Consider the following 22922-nt stretch of genomic DNA (forward strand, 5'->3'; position numbering starts at 1 on the left):
CTCCACGCGCCGCACAAACCTAAAAATCCCATAATTCCTATAAATATATTTCATTACCTTAAGCCAAACTAAAGACTGCTGTTAGCTTCAATAACACATTTATAGGCAATCTAAAAAAGATTCTAATTATACCTTTGACTTATATACATTGACCAATAATAGAATCTAACCATAAGTTTTTATTGCTAATTGCTCTTAGAGCTATCTAATGTTCGCTCTATTAGCCCATATGGTAAGCGTAAAGACTCTATAATTATTTTCTCAATTCTTCTTTGTTCTCCAAAATCACTCTCATGATTAAAGCCTAGCAAATGCAACAAAGCATGCACGAATAAAATACAAACTTCAGTATGGACATTATGACCTAATAAATCTGATTGATTAAGTGCTTCTTGAGTATTAATGACAATACTGCCTAAACATTGAGTAGGTTGATAATCAACTTCTAATTTAGAATCCAATGATTTTATGACACTTTGCTTATTGCTTAGCTTAGTAATTGGCTGCATCGATATATTTGAAATTACATAACTATTTATAATATGTGAAATTTTACAAAATGGCATTACATAGAGAGGAAAGCTAAGCACGTCAGTGCTATAGTCCCTTTGTAAATATTCTCTATTAAGCTCTCTAATGCCCATATTATCTACAAGAATAAACTCGACAAATACATTTTCAATAATGCTTAAATCACGCTTAGATATAAAGTATTGCAAATATCTTACATGAGTTTCATCTATGAATTCATTATAAGCTTTATCTGTAGATTCTGCAAAAAATATAGAATCTAGACTAATATTATTAGTTTTATTAGAATCAAATATCGCATGGAAAAGATTCACTAAAATATATTCCGATATGATGCCAAAATACGTCTTATAGCATATATCAAGGTTAATATCTTTAAATATATCATTATAAATAGAATCACCAAGCATTTTATCATCAATTAAAGTTTGCAAATTCTTAGGGAATCTAGCCCAAGAATTAACAATATCACTTTTTTGTAAAAAATTGCTTTGATCAATAAAATCTATTTGCATATCTTAACCTCGCACTCAAGCACAACTCCAAATTCCTCATATACGCGTTTTTTTGCTAGTTCTATCAATGCTAGAGCATCTTCAAATCTCGCTTGTCCAAGATTAACAAGGAAGTTAGCATGTTTCTGACTAAATCCCACATCACCAATGCGAAAGCCCTTTAGTCCAACCAACTCCAATAACCTACCTGCATAGTCATTTAGCGGATTCTTAAAACAACTGCCACAACTAGGATTATTTGGGTGAGATTTGCGCATTAGAGAAAACATATTAAGCAAATGCCACCTAAATCCTTCTAATTTATGGAATCTAACTGCAAATATCACGCCACTAGAATCTCGCCCTCTATAATGAAGACTAGCTTGCTCTAAATTAACCCAAATACCATTAATATTTAGCTCTGATATGCAATCTTTCATCTCATAGCTCTTCATGCCAGCATTCATATTACATAAAGCACCAACATTGCCCGGTAAACTCCTAAGAAATTCAAGTCCGCTTAAATTGTGTCTCTTGAAATATAAAAATGCTTGCAAACTATTTACACTAGCTCCCATTTCAACATATTCACCTAAATCAGATATATAGTTAAAGCTACTGCCCAATACGGCTAAATTACTAGCATTTGGTGATACTAAAAGATTATTAGCCCTACCTATTATATACAGCATCTTATCTTGACATACAAGGCTAGAAGAAAATATAGATTGCTTTTTAACTGTATTCAACACATCTAAAGAATCAAAGATATTTGGTATATACAAGGATAGATTCTGAAATAGCTTAGGAGCAGCATTAACAAGGCAATCACTTAAATTGGCTTTTACTTTAATAGGCATATTAGATGCAATATGATCATTATATGGGACAAGACTAGCAGCCATATCTTTCATATCTATAACATGCACAAGGACATTAGAACCAATCTTAATACTTGAATATCGCTTAAAGTCTATAGCTGTTTGCTGCATATTCTGCGTTATTGTAGAAACTTTAAGATATGATCTTTGGAATCATATTAATAACTAACTTAGTAAAATCCATGAGCATATTAAGCATCCATGGCATAGTAAAGATAATCATAGCAATAACAGCTAAAATCTTTGGGACAAATGACAAGGTCATTTCATTGATCTGTGTTGTAGCTTGAAAAATGCTAATCAAAAGCCCCATAATCAGAGCAACAAATAACACAGGCAAAGAAAGAAACAAAGTGATTTTATAGGTCTGGATAGCAAGAGACATAAGTTGCTGTTCCATTTATACCCCTTAATGAAATTATGTGAATCTAGCAAGCATAAAACAAAACCCGAATAATAAAAATCCAATTATAGCTTTTTTATAGCATGTTATTACATAGAATCTAATCAATATAAAAAGTCAATCTATAAGGTAATATCAAAAGATTACAAAAAAATGAAATTCCATAATATAAGCAAAATAAGGTTATTTAGTTATTGATTTCTTTACAATAGGTTTCTTTACTGCTGGCTTTTTAAGGCTAGGTTTCTTATTGCTATCTTTATCATTAGAGCTTTTAGCATTCTCACCTAATTTACTATTACTGTTAGAATCCTCCATAGCCTGCAATAAGCGCAACGAATCCTCTAACTCTTGTTTCTTTCTAGCCTCTGCAACAAATGAAGGCTCAATTAAAATCCTGCCTGCTTGTTCATTATAATGCTTACGCCATTTATTTTGAAACTCTATATTATCACTTGAAAAATAATCAATCCATGCCTCTTCACAAATATACTTATTAACTAGATTCAAATTTGGTCTAGGCATAGTAAAGCCATTTTTCATATTTGCCCTTATACAATAAATCTGCCCTTCCATTGGAGTAAAGAGTATATAAGAAGTTGATTCTGTATGAGCACTAATTGCAACAGTATGTCCAGCCCAAATATCTGCAAAAAATGTTCTGCCATTCATGACATAGCCTAGTGAATCTTGGTAGTTTTGATAATTTGGTCTACCTTTTTTGTCTGTTTTTGGATTATACTCTATACGTATAGTATAGCCTAGATACGATCCAACTAAGCCATTATCACGATAAACATATATTCTTGATTTTCCTTGTGGTGGATCTTGCAGAACATAACTACCATCGCTAATAAATCCAGCCTTTTTGCTATCTTGCAATGTTAAAAGTTGCTTATTAACATGGCACGCTATAAACATTATAACAAAGCATGACAAAATCAAATATCTAGCAATAATACCAAAACAGCTTGGCATAGAGAGATAGAGAACATAATATATACTTTTCATTATTTACTATTTATTTCTGGGTATTTAAAGTATCATATATCTTTCTTGAAAGCTCATTAAATAAAATTTCAATTTGCTCGCTTAATTCCGGACTAGTGTTCTTTAATAGCTCGCGCATTTTTTCATTTTTTATGGATTCTATAAGGTCATTTTGTGATTCTTTTTTTTCATGGGATAAAGATTGCTTTATATTATTCTGCCTTGTTATCATCTTATTCTCATTTTGATTTATATGTTGTAAACGTTTATGAAATATACTTGCCTGCTTTGCATTCACTTGATTATAAAAATCATGAAGCTGTGTAAACATCTCATGAACACTACAAGGCACATACAAATCTTTACCAATTAGGCAAATAGGCTTGTCATATTCTGTAACTAAATCATCAATATCAGTAATAATAAAGTCAGACTCATCGGCAATACTTAGGTGTCCCTTGAGATAGAATCCTAGCGAAATAGATAAAAAGATATTCTCACAATGTAAATATATGCTAACATCTTCTTCGCTATTTAAATTGCGCCCTTGCAAATCAATCATACTTATCCTTATCAGCCTAGTAAATAACTTTAGTTAGATATAAACCGCAAGCTGGAACTAACTTACGTACACATCTTCTATCTTGTAAATCCATATTATTTGAAATCTGGTTTATAATATCTCTTAAGCGAATTTTATTTAAACTAACATATATACAAGCCTGTAATATCAAACGCACTTGAGAACGCAAAAATCCATTTGCTCCAATATGTGCTACGAGGCAAGATATATTATGAATCTTAGCAGGAAAAATATTTGCTTTGATAATTTCTCTAACGCAATGCTTGGTATAGCTTCCACTCTTTTTAAAAAGAGTAAAGTCATGCTCACCCATGAATTGTAATAATGCCAACTTTAATAAATTCACATCACCATAATCTAGCCTAGCAATATAATTTGTATAAAATGGTAAGATATCTTCCTTAGTAAAAATATACTTATAAAATCTAGCCTTAGCATCAAATCTAGCATGAAAAGTATAGCCCACTTCATAAATCTGTTTTATTAGCACAAATGGATAAAGCCTATCATTAAGTAATTTTCTCATTTTGGATAAAGACATATATAAATTAGCATGAAAATTGATAACTTGATATGTAGCATGCACCCCCCTATCAGTGCGTCCACTACCAATAATATAAGTAGAGATTCCAATATTCCTTAAAGCATTCTCAAAGAATTCAACAACAGTTACAATATCTGTATCTTTGCGATTCTGCCTTGCAAAACCATAAAACTTAGAGCCATCATAAGCAATTATACATGCAATATTCCTACGTAAGATACTACAACTCATGCTAAAACCTAATAAAATCTCTTAATGCGAGAAACATAATAATATCTACCTACAATTAGCCATATAATAGGCAAAAAAAGGCAAGCTAACTGGAGTTTAACAGATAATATATACATGATTATCAAATATAAACCACCACTAACAATAACATAAGAATAGGCAAAATTCTTTTGGAATCTAGGATTACGTATGCCAAAAAATAGTATAAAAAATATACTAGCAACAGGAAAAAAAGAGATAGAAATAGCTTGCACTAAGGCTCTCAAACGACCATAATCTCCCCTTAGCGCAGGAAGCCAATACTCATATATATTATCTGAACTAAACTTGGGATCAGCAAGCGTATTTCGAACAATCATAGAATCAAAATGAATCTTTTGCATACCTTCACTATTACCAATATATGAATTTCCATCACGTAATAATAACTCTAAGACACCATTCTTATTTAAGATCTCACCCTCCCTTGCTACTACAAAACTCTTTTTAGAACCTGCTACATTGTTGGAATAAAGCACCAGTCCCTTATATATACCCTCCTCTTTTTCATCAATGTAAACTAGCCAATCACCAATCTTTTGTCCAAAATCACCAGGCTTTAAGTTAATATCTATTATATTTTTTTTATATCCTATAAAATCACGATATGCATTCTTAGATAGTGGCATCATAACGAAAGAAAACATCAATAGCACAAAAGTTACCATAATTGATAAAGGTAATAAGATTCTTATAATGCTTGCAGGAGAAACACCAAGTGAAAAGAAAACTAACATTTCAGAATCATACGAAAGCCTACTTAACCCTAATATACATGCTGCATAAAAAGTAATAGCTATAACAAAAAACACATTACCCGGTATGCCATATAGATAGAGCAATAATAAATCAAATGCACTAATCTTAATGCCATTTGTAAGTACAGAGATATTTAATAGCAAAACAATTGAAGATATAAAAAATAACACAAAGAAAAATGGAAAAAACATCTCTCCTACAGCCTGCAATATATACTTCTTAAGCAACATACAACAAGCTCACAAGAATAAATGCTATAAATAAGAATGGTATAAATGGAATTTTAAATTTATAAATATAAGATAAATGTTCTCCATATCTATATCTAGCATATGCATAGATACTAAAAATAGCAAGAATGCCTAGTAAAGAAGCCACAACAATACATTCAGCACCTACTGCATAATTTGATTCAAAAAATGTAGCAAGCATCACAAACATAGCAGCAAGAACCCAAATATCACCTTCACCTAATAGCCGTTTAACACTAAAACAATGAACAATGAAAAAAAACATATAAAACATACCTAACATAGCAAATGGATATATGTCAAAGGATTTTGTATGCCAATAATATATTCCAACGCTTGTAACAAATAAAGCAATAAGCAATATATTTGGAACACAAAAAAACTCAAAATCTAGCACACTCAAAGCATACCATAACAATAAGCAACATACACAAAGACAAAGGGTAACAAAATAATTATCAGCAACAAAAGTAATAACAACACTGTCAAATACACTACTACCTACATCTTTACCAATATAATTAATTGTCTTTTTGGCAATATCTATACCACTAAAAATATCCGCATCAATATCAGATAAACTTAAGTTAGATATACGAGAATTACTATCAATACTATTTGAATATGCGACTAGCTTAAAGCTAAATGCTATTAGCACAATCAATACAAAGAAATGAAATATAGGTTTAATAAAAGAAAAAAAAATACTAAGATTAAAATTAACACTAGAAGAGGTTTGACTTTTATAATCTATTTTTTCAGAATCTGCTTTATAATCATTTAATGAAGAACCAATTTTTATAGATGCATTAGATACAACATCTAATACGTTCATAGGTTCTTTGTTGGAGTTTGGCATATTATTGCTCTTAGCATTTATTTTCGTAAAGCCATCCATAGCTGGATTATTCTTATTTGAGTTGTTAGCACAGACTTTAGCATTAATATCATCTAATTTTTGATCTCTTGCAGTAGGATAAATACTAGAACTTATTACCACATTTTCATCTTTAGCTCTACCAGAAATATGCAAATTGTTTTGCAAAATAGCTTTTGATTGAATCGAATCTTTTAAAGTCTTTCTAAAAAAATACATAATAAATAGCCAAAACATCACAGATACGACAAATATAAAAGCAAATATAACAAATGGATATATATTAATTTCTAAACCTACGATGTCTCTATCCATTAATCTAACCTATTTGTATGTTTTTAGATAAGCGGATATTAAGCAGTAAATGCTAACTATAACAATAATAGAAAAGACAACCTTATATAGTATATTACACTGTAATACCCGCCATTAGAGTCTATTATGCTCTGTCTTTTATATTAAGCGTTTTTATTGTATGGATATATAAATCATATTGCTTATTTTTTAAATATCTAAGCAAGCTTTTTCTTTGTCCTACTAGCTTTAAAAGACCCAATCTACTTGAGTGATCCTTTGGATTGCTTTTCAAATGCTCTGTAAGATTTGAAATTCTATGTGTAAGGAGAGCTATTTGCACCTCGCTTGAACCTGTATCATTATCACCCCTTGCAAATTGTGCGATGATTTTTTGTTTCTCTACTGAACTTAGGACCATATAATCCCTCCTATTTAATAAATTTTAGATTAGAATAGTTTTAAAGTGGAGATTCTAACATAAACTTTACAATATTTTGTTATAATCGAACATTTATTATGAAATTAAGGCAACATTAATGGCTGCAGCGAGTAATGACAAGCAAAAAAGCGGTGTCATGCAAAAAGCTTTTCCTTTTTTAAAATTAATTAGTAAATCAAAAGACTTAGGAATTGTAGTTTTTGTCATTTCAATCTTAGCAGTTATTATTGTTCCTATGCCCTCTTTTATGCTAGATTTATTACTTACTATATCTATGGCGTTATCTATGCTAATAATACTTATAGCAATATATATAAATAAGCCTATGGATTTCTCCACATTCCCTACTTTATTGCTATTTGTAACAGCCTTTCGCTTAGCACTCAATGTTGCTACCACAAGAATGATATTAAGCGAAGGCAGTAATGGTGCCCAACATGTAAGCAAGATTGTAGAAACATTTGGACAATACGTCGCAAGCGGCAATTATGTAATTGGAATTATTATATTTGTGATACTAGTAATAGTCAATTTGCTAGTTATCACAAATGGTGCTACACGTGTTACAGAAGTTAGAGCAAGGTTTATGCTTGATGGTATGCCAGGTAAGCAAATGGCAATTGATGCAGATATGAATGCTGGATTAATAGATGAAAAGGAGGCAAAAAATAGACGTGAGCAATTGGCTCAAGAAGCCGACTTCTATGGTGCTATGGATGGTGCTAGTAAATTTGTCAAAGGTGATGCCATTGCTGCTATTATTATTACTATTGTAAATATTGTAGGTGGATTTGCTATTGGGGTTTTCCAAAATAATATGAAAATGCTTGATGCAGCCCAAACTTTTACTTTACTTACCATTGGAGATGGAATCGTAGGGCAAATCCCAGCTCTAATTGTAGCAACAGCCACAGGTATCGTAGCTACAAGGACTACTAAGGCTGAAGAGGAAAACTTCGCAAATAGTCTAATCCAGCAATTAACAGATAAGTCCAAAACATTAATTATTGTTGGATTTGTGTTATTTATATTTGCATTTGCCCCAGGCTTCCCTGAAATGCCTTTAATACTTATTGCATCATTATTTTGGCTTTCTGCATGGCTTATTAGCAGAGATAATGAAAGCTCTTCCATATCTCAAATCATAAAGTCATTTACAAGTCTTGGTAAGAAAAAACAAAAAGAAAATAAAAAGCTTACAGATTCTAAAGAGAAAATTCCAATCCAAGAGCCAGCTCCAAAGAGAGTCCCAAAAACACAAGAAGAAATAAAAAAAGAAGAAGAAAAAGCAATCAATGAAGTCTTAAAAGTAGAGTTCTTAGAATTACATCTAGGTTATCATTTAATACGACTAGCAGCAGCAGAACAAGGAGGTGATTTACTAGAGAGGGTGCGCGGAATAAGAAAGAAGATTGCTAGGGATTATGGATTCTTAATGCCACAAATCCGAATGACAGATGATCCTGGCATTGGACCTACAACATACCAATTCTTTCTAAAAGGCATAGAAATAGGTAATGGAGAAGTATTGCCCGATAAATTTCTAGCAATGAATACAGGTATGGTAACAAAAGAGATAGATGGTATACCAACTAAAGAACCAGCTTTTGGTATGGATGGTATGTGGATAGATTCTAATCTAAAAGAAGATGCCATTATACAAGGTTACACAGTTATAGACCCAGCCACAGTAATTGCAACACATATGGGAGAACTAGTCAAGAAATATGCAGAGGAATTCATTACTAAAGATGAGGTTAAGAAGCTTATGGATAGACTCGAAAACGATTATCCAACTGCTATTGAAGAAGCGAAAAAAGTCCCATCAAGTGTTATAAGAAGCGTATTGCAAGCATTGCTACATGAGGGAATCCCAATTAAAGATATGTTAACTATACTAGAAACTATAACAGATATAGCACCTATTGTGCAAAATGATATTCCAATAATAGTAGAGCATGTTCGCGCAAAACTTGCTAGAGTTATTACAAATGTATTTAAAGCTGAAGATGGGAATTTTAAATTCCTAACATTTTCAGACAGTTCAACTGAATTTTTAAAGAGTAAGCTAAAAGACCAGCACGGAAATAAAATTTTATTACTAAATACAACAGAAATGCAAAAGTTAATTGATTCTGTAAAGCAAGAAAGTTTAAAACTAGTTCAAAGAAATATAGCACCCGTTGTGCTAGTAGTAGATTCAAATATTAGGGCTTCACTAAGTTTACAACTAGAGCAATTTGGGGTTGATTCGGTGGTTGTGCTAAGCCATGCTGAAATAGATCCAAATGCCTCGTTTGAAGTTATGGGAATAATTGATATACCATTTCATCAATAAATAGTTATTTATCTTTAGTAAGCAAAATAGTAGTTAAAGCTACCTGCCTTACTTTAGCAAACTAAAATAAGAAAAAGCTAGAGATTTAATCTATTAAAGAATGTATTAAATGGTATCTTGCAGAAATTTAAAACCTTATCTTAGATTTTTCACTGAATAGTTAAGCTTAAAAAATTTTGAGATTCTAAATTTCATTAGAATCTCAAAATAATAGCCTGAATATAAAATAAAAAGATTTACAATATAAGTAAATGGGCTAAAACAAAATTAGGTATGATAAGAAAGAATAAATATAAAACTTAAGACGACTGATAGCAAACAAGTAACACTTATTCAAAAATTTTACATAAGATACAAAATATATAAATTTATGTAAAATAAGTTGAAATTATTGCTAAAGATTTTATTTCTGTGTGGATTTTTCGTCATTAGATTCTAAGTTATCTATTCGTGTTCCAAAGCTATTCAAACCAAAGTATTTTGCATAATCTGTATTTGGCCAAACATGCACATCGCTAACAGGATTTGCCCAATTCCCGTAATTTCTATAATATGACTGGAAAGTTTTCTTATCTACTCGGACATCTTTATGCCCTAACTCCTTTTGTCCATCTATAAAACCTAACATATTATTCCATTTAGCATACATATCCAAGCAAGCACTAAACACAAATATAACATAAATGATGCAAACAACATTGGAGCAAACACCAAGCAGCATACCAACAAACTTATATAGATTCCATATATAATTAAAGACTATTACACATAATATGGACATTAATATCGTAGATTGAAATAATGCCCTATGTGGAACTGATATTTGAATTGTACAAGCAGTAAAAAGTGCATATACAAATAGTAACATTGCTACACCAAAAAATAGTTTTTGTTCGGCTAACATGCCACGTCTTTTAGAATCAAAAGCAAAATACATAATGCAAATAAAGTTAATTAATAAGAACACAAACAAACTAACAAGGCTTCTAAAAATATAAAAGAAAGCTATAACAAGGATTATAGCTAGTATCTTATATGTAATATGTTTATGTTTAAGTAAGCACATCATATATGTAGCCCAAACTATTATAAAAAACCAAACTTTATTAACAGAAAGCTTCCCAGAAAATGTAAAAAATAAATATATTTTATCCTTAAAGCTTAGATTCCATAAATCTCTTAGAGAAAAATAATAGCTAAATAGCATAGATCGTTTTGCATGTCCCGGACTTATATAAAGTATGACCCAACCTATACAAAATCCAGCTAAACCCCACCAGCACCATAATGGAACTTTTACTTTATATCTGATTGAAGCATATACTAATATAAAAACTTGTAATAAAATAATTGCAATACCAAATTCACTACACCAACCAGCTAAAATACCCAATAGCAGCATACTAATTATTTTAAATTTGCTTTTAGAATCTTGAGTGGATAAATTATTATTTATAATATTATGCCAAAATAATCTATAAGGTATTAACCAAAATAAAATAAGACACCAACCCCATAGATAGTTATAACTACCAGCAGCCCACAAAAATATAGAGCCAAATGCAGAATCATATAGCAAAACTACAATAATAATACTACAAACGCTATAATCAAAGAATGTACCTCTTGGAAATCGAACAAAAATTAAGAAAAATATCTGAAATATAACGCATACACCAACAAATGCATTAATAAAATTGTAATAAATAGTCGTAGAAAAGTATGAACCAAAACTTACTTTTATTAACTCCCCCAACCTACCATTCCAATTAAAATAGCTTGATATAGCAGCACTAATGCCGCCTATTTTAGCACCCAAATCATCACTTTGAGTGGGGAACATAAAGTTAAGCAATAAGAGGGGGCAATAAATAAGTAAAAATATATTTACGCTATGAGATGATATTGATATGGGGGGGGGGGGGGTAACTACTCTATTTGTCATAACTGCTATACACTATCTTAAGAAATCAATACATAAGCGATTATAACAAAATATTATATACAATCCATTAAAAAATTAGGGCTACCCCAAAGCCTTTAAACCAACACTAGAGGCAATAATTAAAAAAAGGAAAAATATTTTCAAAAAACTCTTGCTCTCTTTAAAAAATATAATCCCAACACATACGCCGCCGCCAGCACCAATACCAGTCCAAATAGCATAGGCAGTAGCCATAGAAATATCTTGCATAGCAAAAGAAAGCAAAAGAAAGCTAATTATAAAAATTATGGCAATATATAAAATAAAAATTTTTTTACCCGTTGCCAAAAACTTTTTCATAGCAATAATTCCAGTTATTTCTGCACACCCAGCTAAGATTAAGCAAATCCAGCTCATTTATATCCTTTTATTTCCTATGTCCAAATATACTAGCTCTTGCATTAAAATATGCAAACTATATTCATAATAATCAATCAAGCCCTAAATTAGACCCTGATTCATTTGTAACTTCATCACTCTCCTTGCTTACGAATTTTAATCCAATTACACCAAGCAATAAGGTTATTATAAGTGCCATTTTAAGCAAGGAAAATGGCTCACCAAAGACTAGTATTTCAGCTATAACAATACCTACCGTGCCAATACCCACAAAAATAGCATAGCAAATACTTACTTCAATTTTCTTCATCGCTATAATTGCACAGCAAAATGAAATGATTATTCCAATAACAGTTAATGTATAAAATATAAAACTATCAGCGTATTTTAAACCGCTAACCCAAAAACATTCAATAATTCCACCAAATACTACCAATCCCCATGCAAAATTTGTAGTAATAGTGAATCTTTTCATAAATATCCCCAAACCTAACTATAACCCGCATATCCTATTAGAATAATAGCGACACTCTCCATCAAAGACCTTTGCATTATTCTCTAGGGTACTTATACTTTTAAACATTCTATCCCAACGTAATTTATAGCGATTCTTTGGATCTGCTGCATCTGATTCTATGCTATCAGCAAGGGTTATACTAAGCCATGTAAACCAAGGTTTGCCAATAACTCTACTATAATGCACAGGTCCCCAAAATCTAGAGTCCTCGCTATTATCTCTATTATCTCCAACCATAAAGAAGCTATCCTCTGGAATATTAATATAAAAGATATCATTACCATTTAATATTCTTGGCTGCATAGCGATACCCTTGCCACCTGTGAAAGCGTTAGTTGTTCCAAACTGCGCTCTAACACGCAGGGCAAAGTAGCTCATATAGGGCAATATAGCTCCACCTTTCTCACCATAGTGAATTCCTAAAAATTCCTTAGAATAAGGCTCTTTTACATATAATTCACCAAAAAAAATACTAGTATCATAGCCATTGAAATGCTCATTAATATAAGAATCTCCTTCTACTGGTCGTAAATAAATACCATCTCTTGCAACAATTACTTTATCCCCACCAATGGCAAAATTACGCTTTATATAGTAGGTCTTATCATCTCCTGGTGGATTAAATACAACTATATCTCCTCTTTGTGGTCTATCACCAGGAATAAGATGTCTATCCCCTCGTATATCTGGAAAGACAGGAATCTCAATCCAAGGAATCTTTGGAATTGGTATGCCGTAGGAAAACTTCTTAACAATCATCATGTCTCCCTCATAAAGTGTTCCAACCATTGAGCGACTAGGAATAATAAAACCCTGTGCTATGAAAAACACAATAATTAGCACAGTAACAATAGCACCAACCCAACTAGCAAAAAAATTATATATGCCACGCAGAATATTCATTAAAAGTTCCTTTGACATTGAGACTTTATTCACAATAAATAAAAAATTGTAATTCTAATATAAAACATTAAAATATAGGCTTAAAGTCTTAGAGCACGCTATGATTAATCTTAAAGATAATAAAAGAATTATTTGCATATTGAAATTCTAATTCTTTTATATTATTAACAACTTCTGAATAATTATTGTTTTTAATAGAAGATAAAGAATATTCATTAAGTGGAAAATAATCAAAATCCTTAGCAAAGATTATATATTGTGCCTTTTTCAAGGCGTCTTTACTAAGAGAGAAAGAAGAGAACGATAATCTATTCGTAAATAAATGCAATACACGAGGCTTAATAAAAATAATGACATCACTTTGCTTAGTGTGATTCCTAACATATTCGTATATATCCATAGAATCTTTACTTGTTGAAGCATAATCACATGTTTTTGGAATATTATGTATAATTTGTCTAATATCAATTGCTATATTGTATACAATAAGGCAAATCAGAAGAATATTAATAATCCTGCTAAGCTTAAAAACATAACCCCCAACAACAAAGAAATATATGTAAAATGGAATGAGGGGCAACATGGCTCGAAAACCAATATCAACCCATAACATATAAACACCCAAATACCCTACTAAGAAAATAAGGCATAATGCCTCTCTATCCCATAGGCGAATAATCCCTATAATAACAAATGGAATACTAATAATGCCTATAACTATCCTAGTATCTCCAAAAATTTGTGCAAAAGTTCGTATATATCGAAATAACATTTTTACATTATAGATAATATCAAACCTAAGAAACTCCAGATTCCCACCATTGCCAAAGCCAAGCCAAAGCAACAACAGTATCTGAAGCAACACACATATAAGTATAGGCAACAACAATATACCATAAAATAGAATTAGTTTAGATTTTAAGATTCTAACTAAATGGGGGGGGGGGGGGATAGATTTGGGCATAGATTGTAAAAGTTGACTTTTTGCTTTAAAGTGTTTTGAATTAGAAGAATTAAAATTTACCTTATCCTTTCCAAAGACAAAATTTAATTTAGATGAAGTAAATCTAGTCTTAAGAAATAAGAAAATATAATAGCAAAACAAGCTAATTGGTAAAATTATACCATTTGTGCGTATGGACATTGCTATAAACATAGCAACACCAGCTAAAAGCCCTTTTAAAACAAACCAAAATAAATCATTTTTAAACAATGAGCTACTACTGATTTGTTTATTTATAACATCAATATGATTTGCTGATGAATAACAATTTAACTTATGAAAATGGCATAGAAAAGAATCCAACAATGCAATAGACACCATACACCAAGCCATAAATGTCAAATCGCTAATCACATAATTTGCATATATTAAAATATTATAATTGCATGCAAAGAATACAACAATCACACATAGAGTAAAATATGGCAATCTACCCAGCAAGAAATAGTATAAAGAAAATAGCAAAATTCCAATATGGAATATCATTAATAATTTCAACCATAAGAAATTTAAACCAAAAACATGCAAAAATGGTATAAGCATGACAGACAGCCCCCAAGGATATGTTGGTGGACCATATAATGCATTAGTATACGTATGAGTATTGTCAATAATAAAAGCATTCTCTAGTTTATAAGCTTCTACATTACCATTCATAATGCTTAGAGCTTGATTTATATAAGCACTAAAGTCCCCACCCCAATCATGCCCGCTATCAATTAGCATGTAACATAAAAACATGCTACATATAGCAATAAGCAAGACCACGACAAAGGACTTAATGGGACTTGGGTAATTATTGCCTATAATATTAGGATTCTTATTAGTTGAATCTACAATATAAAAAGAGTTCTGGCTACTATTAAAACGTAATGCAATAATAAATACTATACCAACAATATATCCAATTGCAATTACAACAAGTGCACGAAATGAAAACTGCACGCTATAAGATACTTCGCCTGATGTCTGTTTATCAATTATTTGTTTTGTAGATATATCAATGTATCTTTGTAGCTTGGATATTGCAATACCATTGCAGATATCTAGCGAGTTAGACTTTGTAGATGTAAAAGTGTTTGTATTATTGTCATATTGACATTCAATATTGTCAAGCCGCAAAGAAGAAATTTTTATATCTGAAATATTCGTTTGGTAGCGAAAAATATTGCTAGGGAAAATTATTTTAAAGGTATATAGGTATTTAATGTTATCTGGATTAACGCTTAACTCTGAAAATGATATATTTGATACAGCTAACTTCCCTAAATACGTTTTATTATGAGAAATGTAAGATAAAAGCACCCAAGTAACACATAAAGATAAAAATATGATACTCCAAATAATAATCATATACCTAGTTAGTTTATTTAGCATAACAAACCCCTATATCTAATAACAAACAATATAAACCAGAACCATAATATATAATTTAATTCCTAATATTAGGATAGATATTAAAAAAAGTAACAAGAATTAATAAATTACAAATTAATATCTAAAATTGTCAACTACATTAATTTGCTATCTAGCTTCTTTATTATTCAACCTCTTTATTATCCAACTTTTTTGGCACTCCAACAGCGAGTTGTATATTTAATATTAAAGTGTGATGGAAGTCTATGCCTCATCTGATAAGCAATCTTTTCAAATAATTCCATACCATCAATTGTTTCCAAATCCCAATAAGGATTTTTTACGCTCTTCCACGCACTAATATAATTATCAATACTCTGATGAAAATAAAAATCTGATTCTATATAGATAATATTGTCAAATAACTCTTTATTCTGTTCTAGTATTGGTCTTTGGTCTTCTCGTCTAACACCGCGGTTATAATTTGGAACAAGTTCTAAGATAACTTCTTCTGCTATCTCCTGAATTGGATCATGTAAATCTCTATGATTCCACATACATGAAAAGTATCTTTGTGGCTTTAATAATCTATGAGCCTCTTTGAGTGCTTCATTCCTATCCATGACATTAAAACTAGAACCAAACGTAACCCAATCATATTCTCCACTCTTAAGAGTAGAATCCACTCCAGTTGCACGTACCCATTCTATATTATTTTCAAAATTTACATTAGAATCCACATCTTCAATCGCACTGTTTTTTGTGCGTTCTATGCCAATCTCACGCATGGCATCATTTGGCTCTACTGCTACCACCTTTAACCCCCGCTCTAATAACATAATACTAAGATTTCCTGTGCCAGCTCCAATATCGGCTACGAGGAAGGATTGCCCCCCCCCCCGCAGCGTGAGCATGCCCACGAACTAGGGAAATTAACATATCAATTGTTACATCAGCATAATTTGGTCTAAATTCATAAAACTTTGCATGCTTAGTATAATCCCAATGTTGCTCTACTAACTTTTGCATTAATATCCTTTTAAATAAATTGTGCGTGAAGACACACCACTAATGACGCAATAAAATTGAGGTGTCTTTAATGCTATGCCAATTAGCAATATAGAATACAAATAAATCAATTTTATTTAAATAATACAATTATGATTAATATAGGCTACATTGCTTAAATGCAATGATTATTGCAACTTATTTACAATGGGATTGAGATTAAGATTTCTTGCGCACACTCCAAGCTCTAATTTTATATGGGATTTCAATGATTTGTAAATCTTTAATATGAGATTCAATCATATCTATAATTTTTTGCCAACGCTCCCTACCAGCTTGAGCTTGAATATCGTTAACAGAGTGCCAAGCACCTATATAACGCTCTCTATCCATCATCTCAACATAATCACATTCCATAAAAAAACATTCCTCAAAATCTTCTGTTGAAACTAAAATCTCCTCCCAATTCTTAGTGTTTTGAGTGCCGCTACTAACTCTATTGAGCTCTGGAACTATGCGTTTGATTTCAGATTCAATAATGTGAAATATAGAATTTGGTTGAATATTGCGAGGATTCCAAATTGCTGTAAAATATCCCCTATCCTTTAGTATACGGGCGAACTCAGGTAGAGATTTACTTGGATTTGTCCAATGAAATGAACTAGCCATGATGACCCAGTCGGCAAAGTTAGACTCTATGCCTGTATTCTCACCACTACCCTTAGACCAGCAAATAGATGTATTTTGTGTATATTTAATGCCCTCTTGTCTCATATTATCATTAGGCTCAACAGCATAAACTTTCAATCCAAAATTAGCAAGCATTTTTGTAAGCTTACCTGTGCCAGCTCCAACATCTACAACCCTCAAAGTTTGCACAGGTTTGTTGGAATCATTTACACAGCGCAATAATTTCTCTAATAACATAGAACTATATGCTGGACGATTATGATAATGCTTTGCTACCTCTGTAAAATCACCTTGTTTCATAAATCTCCTTTTGTTGGTGTAAAAAGTTTTTGAAATTCTTTGTAATACTCCCAAGTAGCAACAATATCTGGTCTATTCTGCTTTACATGCTGTAACTCGTAATCAAATGTAGAACGAAGAATCTCCGCTTTGCTTAAGTTTCTAGCTAAGAAGTCTAGGAATATTTTGGGAGTAATTTTTAACGAGTGGTATGGAAGTATCTTATTATATATAACCTCTAATCGCTTCTCAATTTCTTTCTTTAGCGATTCTACAAAAGAGGCTGGAAAGCTTTTAGAGCTAGTGCTAATAAATAGCCTCCTACTAGGAAAAAAGCTGGAGTGGTAGTCCATATCAATGTAAAACTTCTTATCGCTATAATGATAACATTGTCTAAGCCCTATTTTAAATGCTCCTTTAAATGCAGAAACACAAATTTTATGATTCATAAATTCAAATTCTAAGGGAAGATTATGCGTTAAAAAATCATTGACTTTTAAATCAAAATCAAAATTGTCTGGCACTTTCAAGTCAAAGTTTTTGATGATTATTTGCAATAAATGTAGCAATTTTTTGTATGGTTGTTTTGTTTTTGATCCAATCAAATCAGAGGTATCAATATAGAGAATCTCGCTAGCATAAGGGAACATTTGAGATAGATTAGAATACCAATCAAGTATAGTAGTATAAGCAGAGTTAAAGGCTTGTATTTCGTATAATGATTCTATTCTTTCAGACATTACCTCTTCAATGGCTGCATTAATTTCTTCAACAGAGCTAGATGGAGTAATTTTTTTAGCTATACAGCAGTAGTTTAGCCCAATATTAGCAGCTGATATAAGAGCTAATATTGGATCTCTAACAATACATATAACAGGGACTTTATGCTCTGGGGCAATATAATACAACAAATCTTCCTTACCTTCTGTTCTGCCGTCTAGAGTAATGCCCCAAATAGAGAAATCTGTATTACGACTTAGTTCATAATTTACCTGCAACGCTATGTCCTTTGTTACATCTTTGCGCATAGCAAACATTCCAAGTGGTAATACCCCCCCCCCCGTATGTCTACATATATTAGAAATAGCACAGGTATTAGGCAAGAAAAAGCTAAGCAATCTAGCTTTTATTCTAGTAGATAGTGAGGTAGGGCTTATTTTCCTAGCATGTAACTTACTTATAAAGTATAACAAGGAATGAAGCCCAACACCATGTGCACCACATACAGCAAAGCCAAAATTTTTAGGAATATAAACAAATCTAAAACATAAGAATATTCTCTTTACTATAAATCTCCAATACAAATATTTGTAATATGCAAGCAAACCCTCGTTATAAAAAATATATGTTTCAAACTTATTGTGGCATTTATCGATAATCTTTCTAACTCTGTATCTACAAAAAGCTACAAAGCCTTGTTGTTTTAATATTGACAAACCCTTTGATTCTCTATCTCGTTTCTTGGTTGACACAGCAATCTCCAATACAATCTAAACTATCAAATTTATTAATATTCATAATTACACAGCAATACGCGAAAGTATAGAATCAACTTTTTTGTCTAAGCATTCACAAATATCATTATTAATAATAATACTTGACTTATCTATTATAGGCTCATCATAGGCTATATCCATGCCTACTACTTGATTTACTCTACCTTCTATAAAACCTTTGTATAAATCCTTTTGATTTCTATTAATAAGCTCTGACATACTACACTCTATATAAACTTGTATATAATGTGAAAAAAGCTTAGAATTATATTCATACACCTCATTAAACATAGAAATAGTAGTAACAATAACCACCATACCTTGACTTGAAAGATAATATGCTAAATTTGCTCTTCGCATAGCCATATCAATGCGACCTGCTCTATCATAGGCAGAACACCCCAAAATATCACGTAAGGAATCACCATCTAGATATATTACATTTTTTATACAGCCAGCAAGCCTAGCATAAAGGGCTTTGCCTATTGTGCTTTTGCCACTTCCTGAAAGACCTGTTATCCATATGACAAGTCCAAATCCTTCTTTCATTAAATCAATTTTATACATCAATTATATTACTATTACTTAATAATGCTACTTAAAAACTCAATGAAAGCTAATACACCAGCTCCACTTGCACCATATGGATTTACTCCCCATTCTTTTTCTACAAATGCAGGTCCAGCTATATCTATATGCAACCACTTGTCTTTATATTCATCGCGTATAAATTCACCTAAAAACATACCCGCTGTAATAGCTCCACCATAGCGAGAACTAGAAGTATTGCTAACATCTGCTATTTTTGATTCTATAAGCTTTTTTAAATGCGGATTAAAAGGCAAGGTATGCGCTAACTCTCCAGAGCGCAAAGCACTATCTACAAATTGCTGTTTAAGACTATCATTATACCCCATAACACCGCTAGTATATTCACCAAGAGCAACAACGCAAGCTCCAGTCAAAGTAGCAAAATCAACAATCAAATCAGGCTCCAAATCTTGAGCATAACTTAAACAATCAACTAATACTAAACGCCCTTCAGCATCTGTATTTTTTACCTCTATGCTCTTTTTCTCTCTAGAGATTAATACATCATCTGGTCTATAAGCATTGCTTCCAATAGCATTATCAGTTATACCCATAATAGCATGCAATTCAACATCTAATCCAAGCTCTGCCACAGCTAAAAAAATACCTAAAACTGCACATGCCCCACTTTTGTCGGCTTTCATGGTAGTCATGTAATCTGCAGGCTTCAGACTTAACCCACCTGTATCATATACCAAGCCCTTGCCAACTAGTGCTATCCTTTTTGTGCTACTACCAGCATGCTTTGGCTTATAGCTTAAATGCGCAAGAAATGCGGGAAAATTAGAAGTTTGATTCACAGCTAGAAAAGCTCCCATTTTTTGCTCTTCCATATAGGAGTTACTACGCAAAATAGCTTTTATTTCATGCTCTTTTTGTCTCTTAGCAACAGCTATAGTTTCATTTTGCGCTAAATTAGATAGAAATATAGAATTTGCAATATTTGGCGGAGTATTGACAATATCACGAACGAAATTTACACGAGAGCAGATAATCTTAGCTCTTTGGAGAATAGAATCATCAACACCAATAAGCGAAATTTTAAGTTTTTCTGCTGTATTAGGTTTATCTATACTAGAACTAGAATCCTTGTTATCATCTCTTTTAAACCCCTTATATTCATATTCGCCTAGCAATATTGCTCTTACTACATGCCATTGCAATGTAGAATCTAAACCAACCAAATCAAAATAAGCATCTTTAATATTCAAGGACTTCAAAGCCTTTATTGCAATACAAGAAGAATTAGCATAACCATGCAAATCCAAATCCTCTAACCCAACATAAAGTATATTGCTAACTTGAGCGTAAAAAGTTCCCTTGCCTTTATAACCTAGTCTTTTGAGCAACTCAAAATCTCTAATGGATTTAAAATCCTCTTCTACATCGAGAGAAGAATTGCTTGAAAAAATACTCTTCTTAACAAAAGCAACAGCTGTGCCATATCTATTATCAAACACATTAATATCTATATTGTGTCCCTCCCAAAGTTGATTGCTCATTATTGCTGGTCCTTATAATTATGTATGTTTTTGATTTTTCTTAACCCAAAAATAAACAAGGGTTATAATGAGCATAATTATAACAAATAAAGCTAGGAATACGAGAGGATTTTTTTTGACTTTTGATGAAAAGCTTGCCAAAAAATCCAAAATCTCTTGTCCAAAATACCAAGCAGGAATAATAGTAACAGCTGCCCATATCCATGCAGAAATAAGATTTATTATTGCAAATTTCACAGATGAATAACGCGTTAGCCCAATGCTAATTGGAATAATGGTTCGTAGTCCATACATATAACGTTGGATAAATATAATAGGCCAACCATACTTCTTCATAAGGCTGCTTGCAAGGGCAAATTTACGTCTTTGACTCTTAAATTTTATCTGAACATAACCCTTATTTAGCCTACCAATATAAAAGTAGATTTGATCTCCTGTAAAACCGCCAAGCCCAGCAATAAATATACACCAATAAACATTCAAATATCCCTGATGTGCAGCTATACCTGATAGCAATAAGCCCCATTCGCCTTCTAAGATGCTCCAGCAAAATAATATGATATAGCCCCAATCTTCCACATATGTATCCCAAAGATTCATAATAAAATTTTCCAATGAGAAATCAGATTTGGATATATAAAATAAAAATGCACCAAATAGCAAAACAATCAAGCCAACAGTAAATACAGTCTTGAAATTGTTACGTATTAAATACATGACTCTGCCCTTAGATAAACAAATAAATAACATGACAACTAGAATTATACAAGCTAAAATATTTTCATATCGTAATTAATTTTTATTAATAATTTGAGATTTTTATTATTTTTAGATAAAATTTTTAAAATTATACGGGAGCGGCAATGAAAAAAATAAAGCTATACACAGATGGCTCAAGTCTAGGAAATCCTGGTCCATCTGGGTATTGCGCATTATTAGAATATACTACAAAAGATTCAAAATTATTATATAAGCAAGTAAGTGGCGGTGAGCCATATAGCACAAATGGTCGCATGGAGCTTAAAGCAGTAATTGAGGGGCTAAAAATGCTAAAAGAGCCTTGTGAGGTAGTTATTATTAGTGATTCAAAATATATTTGCGATTCCATAACAACCCATTTACCAAATTGGCTAAATAAAGGATTCAAAGATGTAAAACACACTGATTTATGGGGGGAATATGTTCATTTAAGCCAATCACACGAAATCGAAGTGCAATGGGTAAAGGCACATAACGGTCATTCTCAAAATGAACATTGTGATAAAATTGCTAGGGAAAATGCCAAACAATATAGCAAACAAGAAAATGATCATTAATGCACCATTTAAAAACATCAAAACTAGCAAATATAATATTTTATCATTATAAGCGATAATCAGTTTTTCTTAACACAACAAAGCTTTAGATTATAAAGCTAAAAATATCATCTATGCTTACTCAAGTTTTATTAAATTATATGTATGTTTCACTATCTACACTTAAATATTCCACTTAATACAAAACGAAGTTTCTTTAGTAAAACGAAGTTTCTTTAGTAAAACGAAGTTTCTTTAGTAAAACGAAGTTTCTTTAGTAAAACGAAGTTTCTTTAGTAAAA

General features: G+C 31.6%; 21 protein-coding genes and 1 pseudogene. 2 read left to right on the forward strand and 20 right to left on the reverse strand.

From position 1 onward, the window contains the following. Positions 1 to 185: 185 nt before the first annotated feature. The 9 genes from ybeY to rpsO form a co-directional block, all read right to left on the reverse strand. On the reverse strand, positions 186 to 1046 hold the full coding sequence (gene ybeY, locus LS73_RS03840; RefSeq protein WP_034557036.1) for an rRNA maturation RNase YbeY: 861 nt from the start codon (positions 1044 to 1046) through the stop codon (positions 186 to 188). After that, on the reverse strand, positions 1037 to 2017 hold the full coding sequence (locus LS73_RS03845; protein ID WP_034557035.1) for a UDP-N-acetylmuramate dehydrogenase: 981 nt from the start codon (positions 2015 to 2017) through the stop codon (positions 1037 to 1039). The genes ybeY and LS73_RS03845 overlap by 10 nt, the downstream gene beginning before the upstream one ends. Before the next feature lie 22 nt (positions 2018 to 2039). Beyond that, positions 2040 to 2306 (reverse strand): flagellar biosynthesis protein FliQ, encoded by a 267-nt coding sequence (fliQ, locus tag LS73_RS03850; protein ID WP_034557034.1) that lies wholly within the window; start codon positions 2304 to 2306, stop codon positions 2040 to 2042. 186 nt (positions 2307 to 2492) lie between these two features. Then, positions 2493 to 3320 (reverse strand): hypothetical protein, encoded by an 828-nt coding sequence (locus LS73_RS09985; protein WP_174887589.1) that lies wholly within the window; start codon positions 3318 to 3320, stop codon positions 2493 to 2495. A gap of 10 nt (positions 3321 to 3330) precedes the next feature. Then, positions 3331 to 3861 (reverse strand): hypothetical protein, encoded by a 531-nt coding sequence (locus LS73_RS03860; RefSeq protein ID WP_034557033.1) that lies wholly within the window; start codon positions 3859 to 3861, stop codon positions 3331 to 3333. 16 nt (positions 3862 to 3877) lie between these two features. Beyond that, a complete protein-coding gene (gene truA / locus LS73_RS03865) occupies positions 3878 to 4657 on the reverse strand; it encodes a tRNA pseudouridine(38-40) synthase TruA (protein WP_052089487.1) in 780 nt (259 codons plus the stop codon). Positions 4658 to 4665: 8 nt separating this feature from the next. Further along, on the reverse strand, positions 4666 to 5685 hold the full coding sequence (locus LS73_RS03870) for an LptF/LptG family permease (protein ID WP_052089486.1): 1020 nt from the start codon (positions 5683 to 5685) through the stop codon (positions 4666 to 4668). Beyond that, positions 5675 to 6898, reverse strand: a complete 1224-nt coding sequence (locus tag LS73_RS03875) for an A24 family peptidase (protein ID WP_034557032.1) — start codon at positions 6896 to 6898, stop codon at positions 5675 to 5677. Before LS73_RS03875 ends, LS73_RS03870 begins: the two co-directional genes overlap by 11 nt. A gap of 124 nt (positions 6899 to 7022) precedes the next feature. Beyond that, entirely contained in the window at positions 7023 to 7298 is a 276-nt protein-coding gene (rpsO, locus tag LS73_RS03880; RefSeq protein WP_034557030.1) for a 30S ribosomal protein S15, read from the reverse strand. A 118-nt stretch (positions 7299 to 7416) separates the two neighbouring features. On the opposite strand from rpsO, the gene flhA reads away from it, so the two are divergent. Further along, complete coding sequence (gene flhA / locus LS73_RS03885) at positions 7417 to 9657, forward strand: flagellar biosynthesis protein FlhA (protein WP_034557028.1); 2241 nt, start codon at positions 7417 to 7419, stop codon at positions 9655 to 9657. Positions 9658 to 10060: 403 nt separating this feature from the next. Here flhA and LS73_RS03890 read toward each other — a convergent pair whose 3' ends face one another. The 11 genes and pseudogenes from LS73_RS03890 to LS73_RS03940 all read right to left on the reverse strand — a co-directional run bounded on the left by LS73_RS03890 (position 10061) and on the right by LS73_RS03940 (position 21940). Beyond that, complete coding sequence (locus tag LS73_RS03890) at positions 10061 to 11602, reverse strand: DUF6056 family protein (protein WP_138069983.1); 1542 nt, start codon at positions 11600 to 11602, stop codon at positions 10061 to 10063. Between the two features lie 81 nt (positions 11603 to 11683). Further along, positions 11684 to 11998: a DMT family transporter gene (locus LS73_RS03895; RefSeq protein ID WP_034556689.1), complete on the reverse strand. Its 315-nt coding sequence runs from the start codon at positions 11996 to 11998 to the stop codon at positions 11684 to 11686. A gap of 73 nt (positions 11999 to 12071) precedes the next feature. Continuing rightward, complete coding sequence (locus LS73_RS03900; RefSeq protein ID WP_034556687.1) at positions 12072 to 12455, reverse strand: DMT family transporter; 384 nt, start codon at positions 12453 to 12455, stop codon at positions 12072 to 12074. Between the two features lie 18 nt (positions 12456 to 12473). After that, entirely contained in the window at positions 12474 to 13400 is a 927-nt protein-coding gene (gene lepB / locus LS73_RS03905; protein WP_034556685.1) for a signal peptidase I, read from the reverse strand. An 88-nt stretch (positions 13401 to 13488) separates the two neighbouring features. Then, on the reverse strand, positions 13489 to 15780 hold the full coding sequence (locus tag LS73_RS03910; RefSeq protein ID WP_114985960.1) for a hypothetical protein: 2292 nt from the start codon (positions 15778 to 15780) through the stop codon (positions 13489 to 13491). Between the two features lie 179 nt (positions 15781 to 15959). Beyond that, a pseudogene (locus LS73_RS03915) lies at positions 15960 to 16788 on the reverse strand (class I SAM-dependent methyltransferase). Between the two features lie 198 nt (positions 16789 to 16986). After that, positions 16987 to 17757 (reverse strand): class I SAM-dependent methyltransferase, encoded by a 771-nt coding sequence (locus LS73_RS03920; protein WP_034557974.1) that lies wholly within the window; start codon positions 17755 to 17757, stop codon positions 16987 to 16989. Next, complete coding sequence (locus LS73_RS03925) at positions 17754 to 19208, reverse strand: DUF2972 domain-containing protein (RefSeq protein ID WP_104692242.1); 1455 nt, start codon at positions 19206 to 19208, stop codon at positions 17754 to 17756. The genes LS73_RS03920 and LS73_RS03925 overlap by 4 nt, the downstream gene beginning before the upstream one ends. A gap of 48 nt (positions 19209 to 19256) precedes the next feature. Beyond that, positions 19257 to 19781 carry an adenylyl-sulfate kinase gene (locus LS73_RS03930; protein ID WP_034557367.1) on the reverse strand — a complete coding sequence of 175 codons (525 nt, stop codon included), beginning with the start codon at positions 19779 to 19781 and terminating at the stop codon, positions 19257 to 19259. Between the two features lie 32 nt (positions 19782 to 19813). Beyond that, positions 19814 to 21325: a leucyl aminopeptidase gene (locus tag LS73_RS03935; protein WP_081955479.1), complete on the reverse strand. Its 1512-nt coding sequence runs from the start codon at positions 21323 to 21325 to the stop codon at positions 19814 to 19816. 18 nt (positions 21326 to 21343) lie between these two features. Next, positions 21344 to 21940: a DedA family protein gene (locus tag LS73_RS03940; RefSeq protein WP_172458493.1), complete on the reverse strand. Its 597-nt coding sequence runs from the start codon at positions 21938 to 21940 to the stop codon at positions 21344 to 21346. A 248-nt stretch (positions 21941 to 22188) separates the two neighbouring features. Between LS73_RS03940 and rnhA the strand changes: the two genes are divergently transcribed. Beyond that, positions 22189 to 22641 (forward strand): ribonuclease HI, encoded by a 453-nt coding sequence (rnhA, locus tag LS73_RS03945; RefSeq protein ID WP_034556787.1) that lies wholly within the window; start codon positions 22189 to 22191, stop codon positions 22639 to 22641. The last annotated feature ends 281 nt before the right edge of the window (positions 22642 to 22922 follow it).

The organism is Helicobacter muridarum (assembly GCF_000765805.2).
In the GTDB taxonomy this organism is placed as follows: domain Bacteria; phylum Campylobacterota; class Campylobacteria; order Campylobacterales; family Helicobacteraceae; genus Helicobacter_A; species Helicobacter_A muridarum.

Excerpts from the sequence above, each read along its gene's own strand:
- truA (WP_052089487.1), bottom strand. The coding sequence starts at position 4,657 with ATGAGTTGTAGTATCTTACGTAGGAATATTGCATGTATAATTGCTTAT.
- fliQ (WP_034557034.1), bottom strand. The coding sequence starts at position 2,306 with ATGGAACAGCAACTTATGTCTCTTGCTATCCAGACCTATAAAATCACT.
- rpsO (WP_034557030.1), bottom strand. The coding sequence starts at position 7,298 with ATGGTCCTAAGTTCAGTAGAGAAACAAAAAATCATCGCACAATTTGCA.
- LS73_RS03860 (WP_034557033.1), bottom strand. The coding sequence starts at position 3,861 with ATGATTGATTTGCAAGGGCGCAATTTAAATAGCGAAGAAGATGTTAGC.
- LS73_RS03900 (WP_034556687.1), bottom strand. The coding sequence starts at position 12,455 with ATGAAAAGATTCACTATTACTACAAATTTTGCATGGGGATTGGTAGTA.
- LS73_RS03920 (WP_034557974.1), bottom strand. The coding sequence starts at position 17,757 with ATGAAACAAGGTGATTTTACAGAGGTAGCAAAGCATTATCATAATCGT.
- LS73_RS09985 (WP_174887589.1), bottom strand. The coding sequence starts at position 3,320 with ATGAAAAGTATATATTATGTTCTCTATCTCTCTATGCCAAGCTGTTTT.
- ybeY (WP_034557036.1), bottom strand. The coding sequence starts at position 1,046 with ATGCAAATAGATTTTATTGATCAAAGCAATTTTTTACAAAAAAGTGAT.
- lepB (WP_034556685.1), bottom strand. The coding sequence starts at position 13,400 with ATGAATATTCTGCGTGGCATATATAATTTTTTTGCTAGTTGGGTTGGT.
- LS73_RS03875 (WP_034557032.1), bottom strand. The coding sequence starts at position 6,898 with ATGGATAGAGACATCGTAGGTTTAGAAATTAATATATATCCATTTGTT.
- LS73_RS03890 (WP_138069983.1), bottom strand. The coding sequence starts at position 11,602 with ATGACAAATAGAGTAGTTACCCCCCCCCCCCCCATATCAATATCATCT.
- LS73_RS03870 (WP_052089486.1), bottom strand. The coding sequence starts at position 5,685 with ATGTTGCTTAAGAAGTATATATTGCAGGCTGTAGGAGAGATGTTTTTT.
- LS73_RS03935 (WP_081955479.1), bottom strand. The coding sequence starts at position 21,325 with ATGAGCAATCAACTTTGGGAGGGACACAATATAGATATTAATGTGTTT.
- flhA (WP_034557028.1), top strand. The coding sequence starts at position 7,417 with ATGGCTGCAGCGAGTAATGACAAGCAAAAAAGCGGTGTCATGCAAAAA.
- rnhA (WP_034556787.1), top strand. The coding sequence starts at position 22,189 with ATGAAAAAAATAAAGCTATACACAGATGGCTCAAGTCTAGGAAATCCT.
- LS73_RS03910 (WP_114985960.1), bottom strand. The coding sequence starts at position 15,780 with ATGCTAAATAAACTAACTAGGTATATGATTATTATTTGGAGTATCATA.
- LS73_RS03895 (WP_034556689.1), bottom strand. The coding sequence starts at position 11,998 with ATGAGCTGGATTTGCTTAATCTTAGCTGGGTGTGCAGAAATAACTGGA.
- LS73_RS03930 (WP_034557367.1), bottom strand. The coding sequence starts at position 19,781 with ATGAAAGAAGGATTTGGACTTGTCATATGGATAACAGGTCTTTCAGGA.
- LS73_RS03845 (WP_034557035.1), bottom strand. The coding sequence starts at position 2,017 with ATGCAGCAAACAGCTATAGACTTTAAGCGATATTCAAGTATTAAGATT.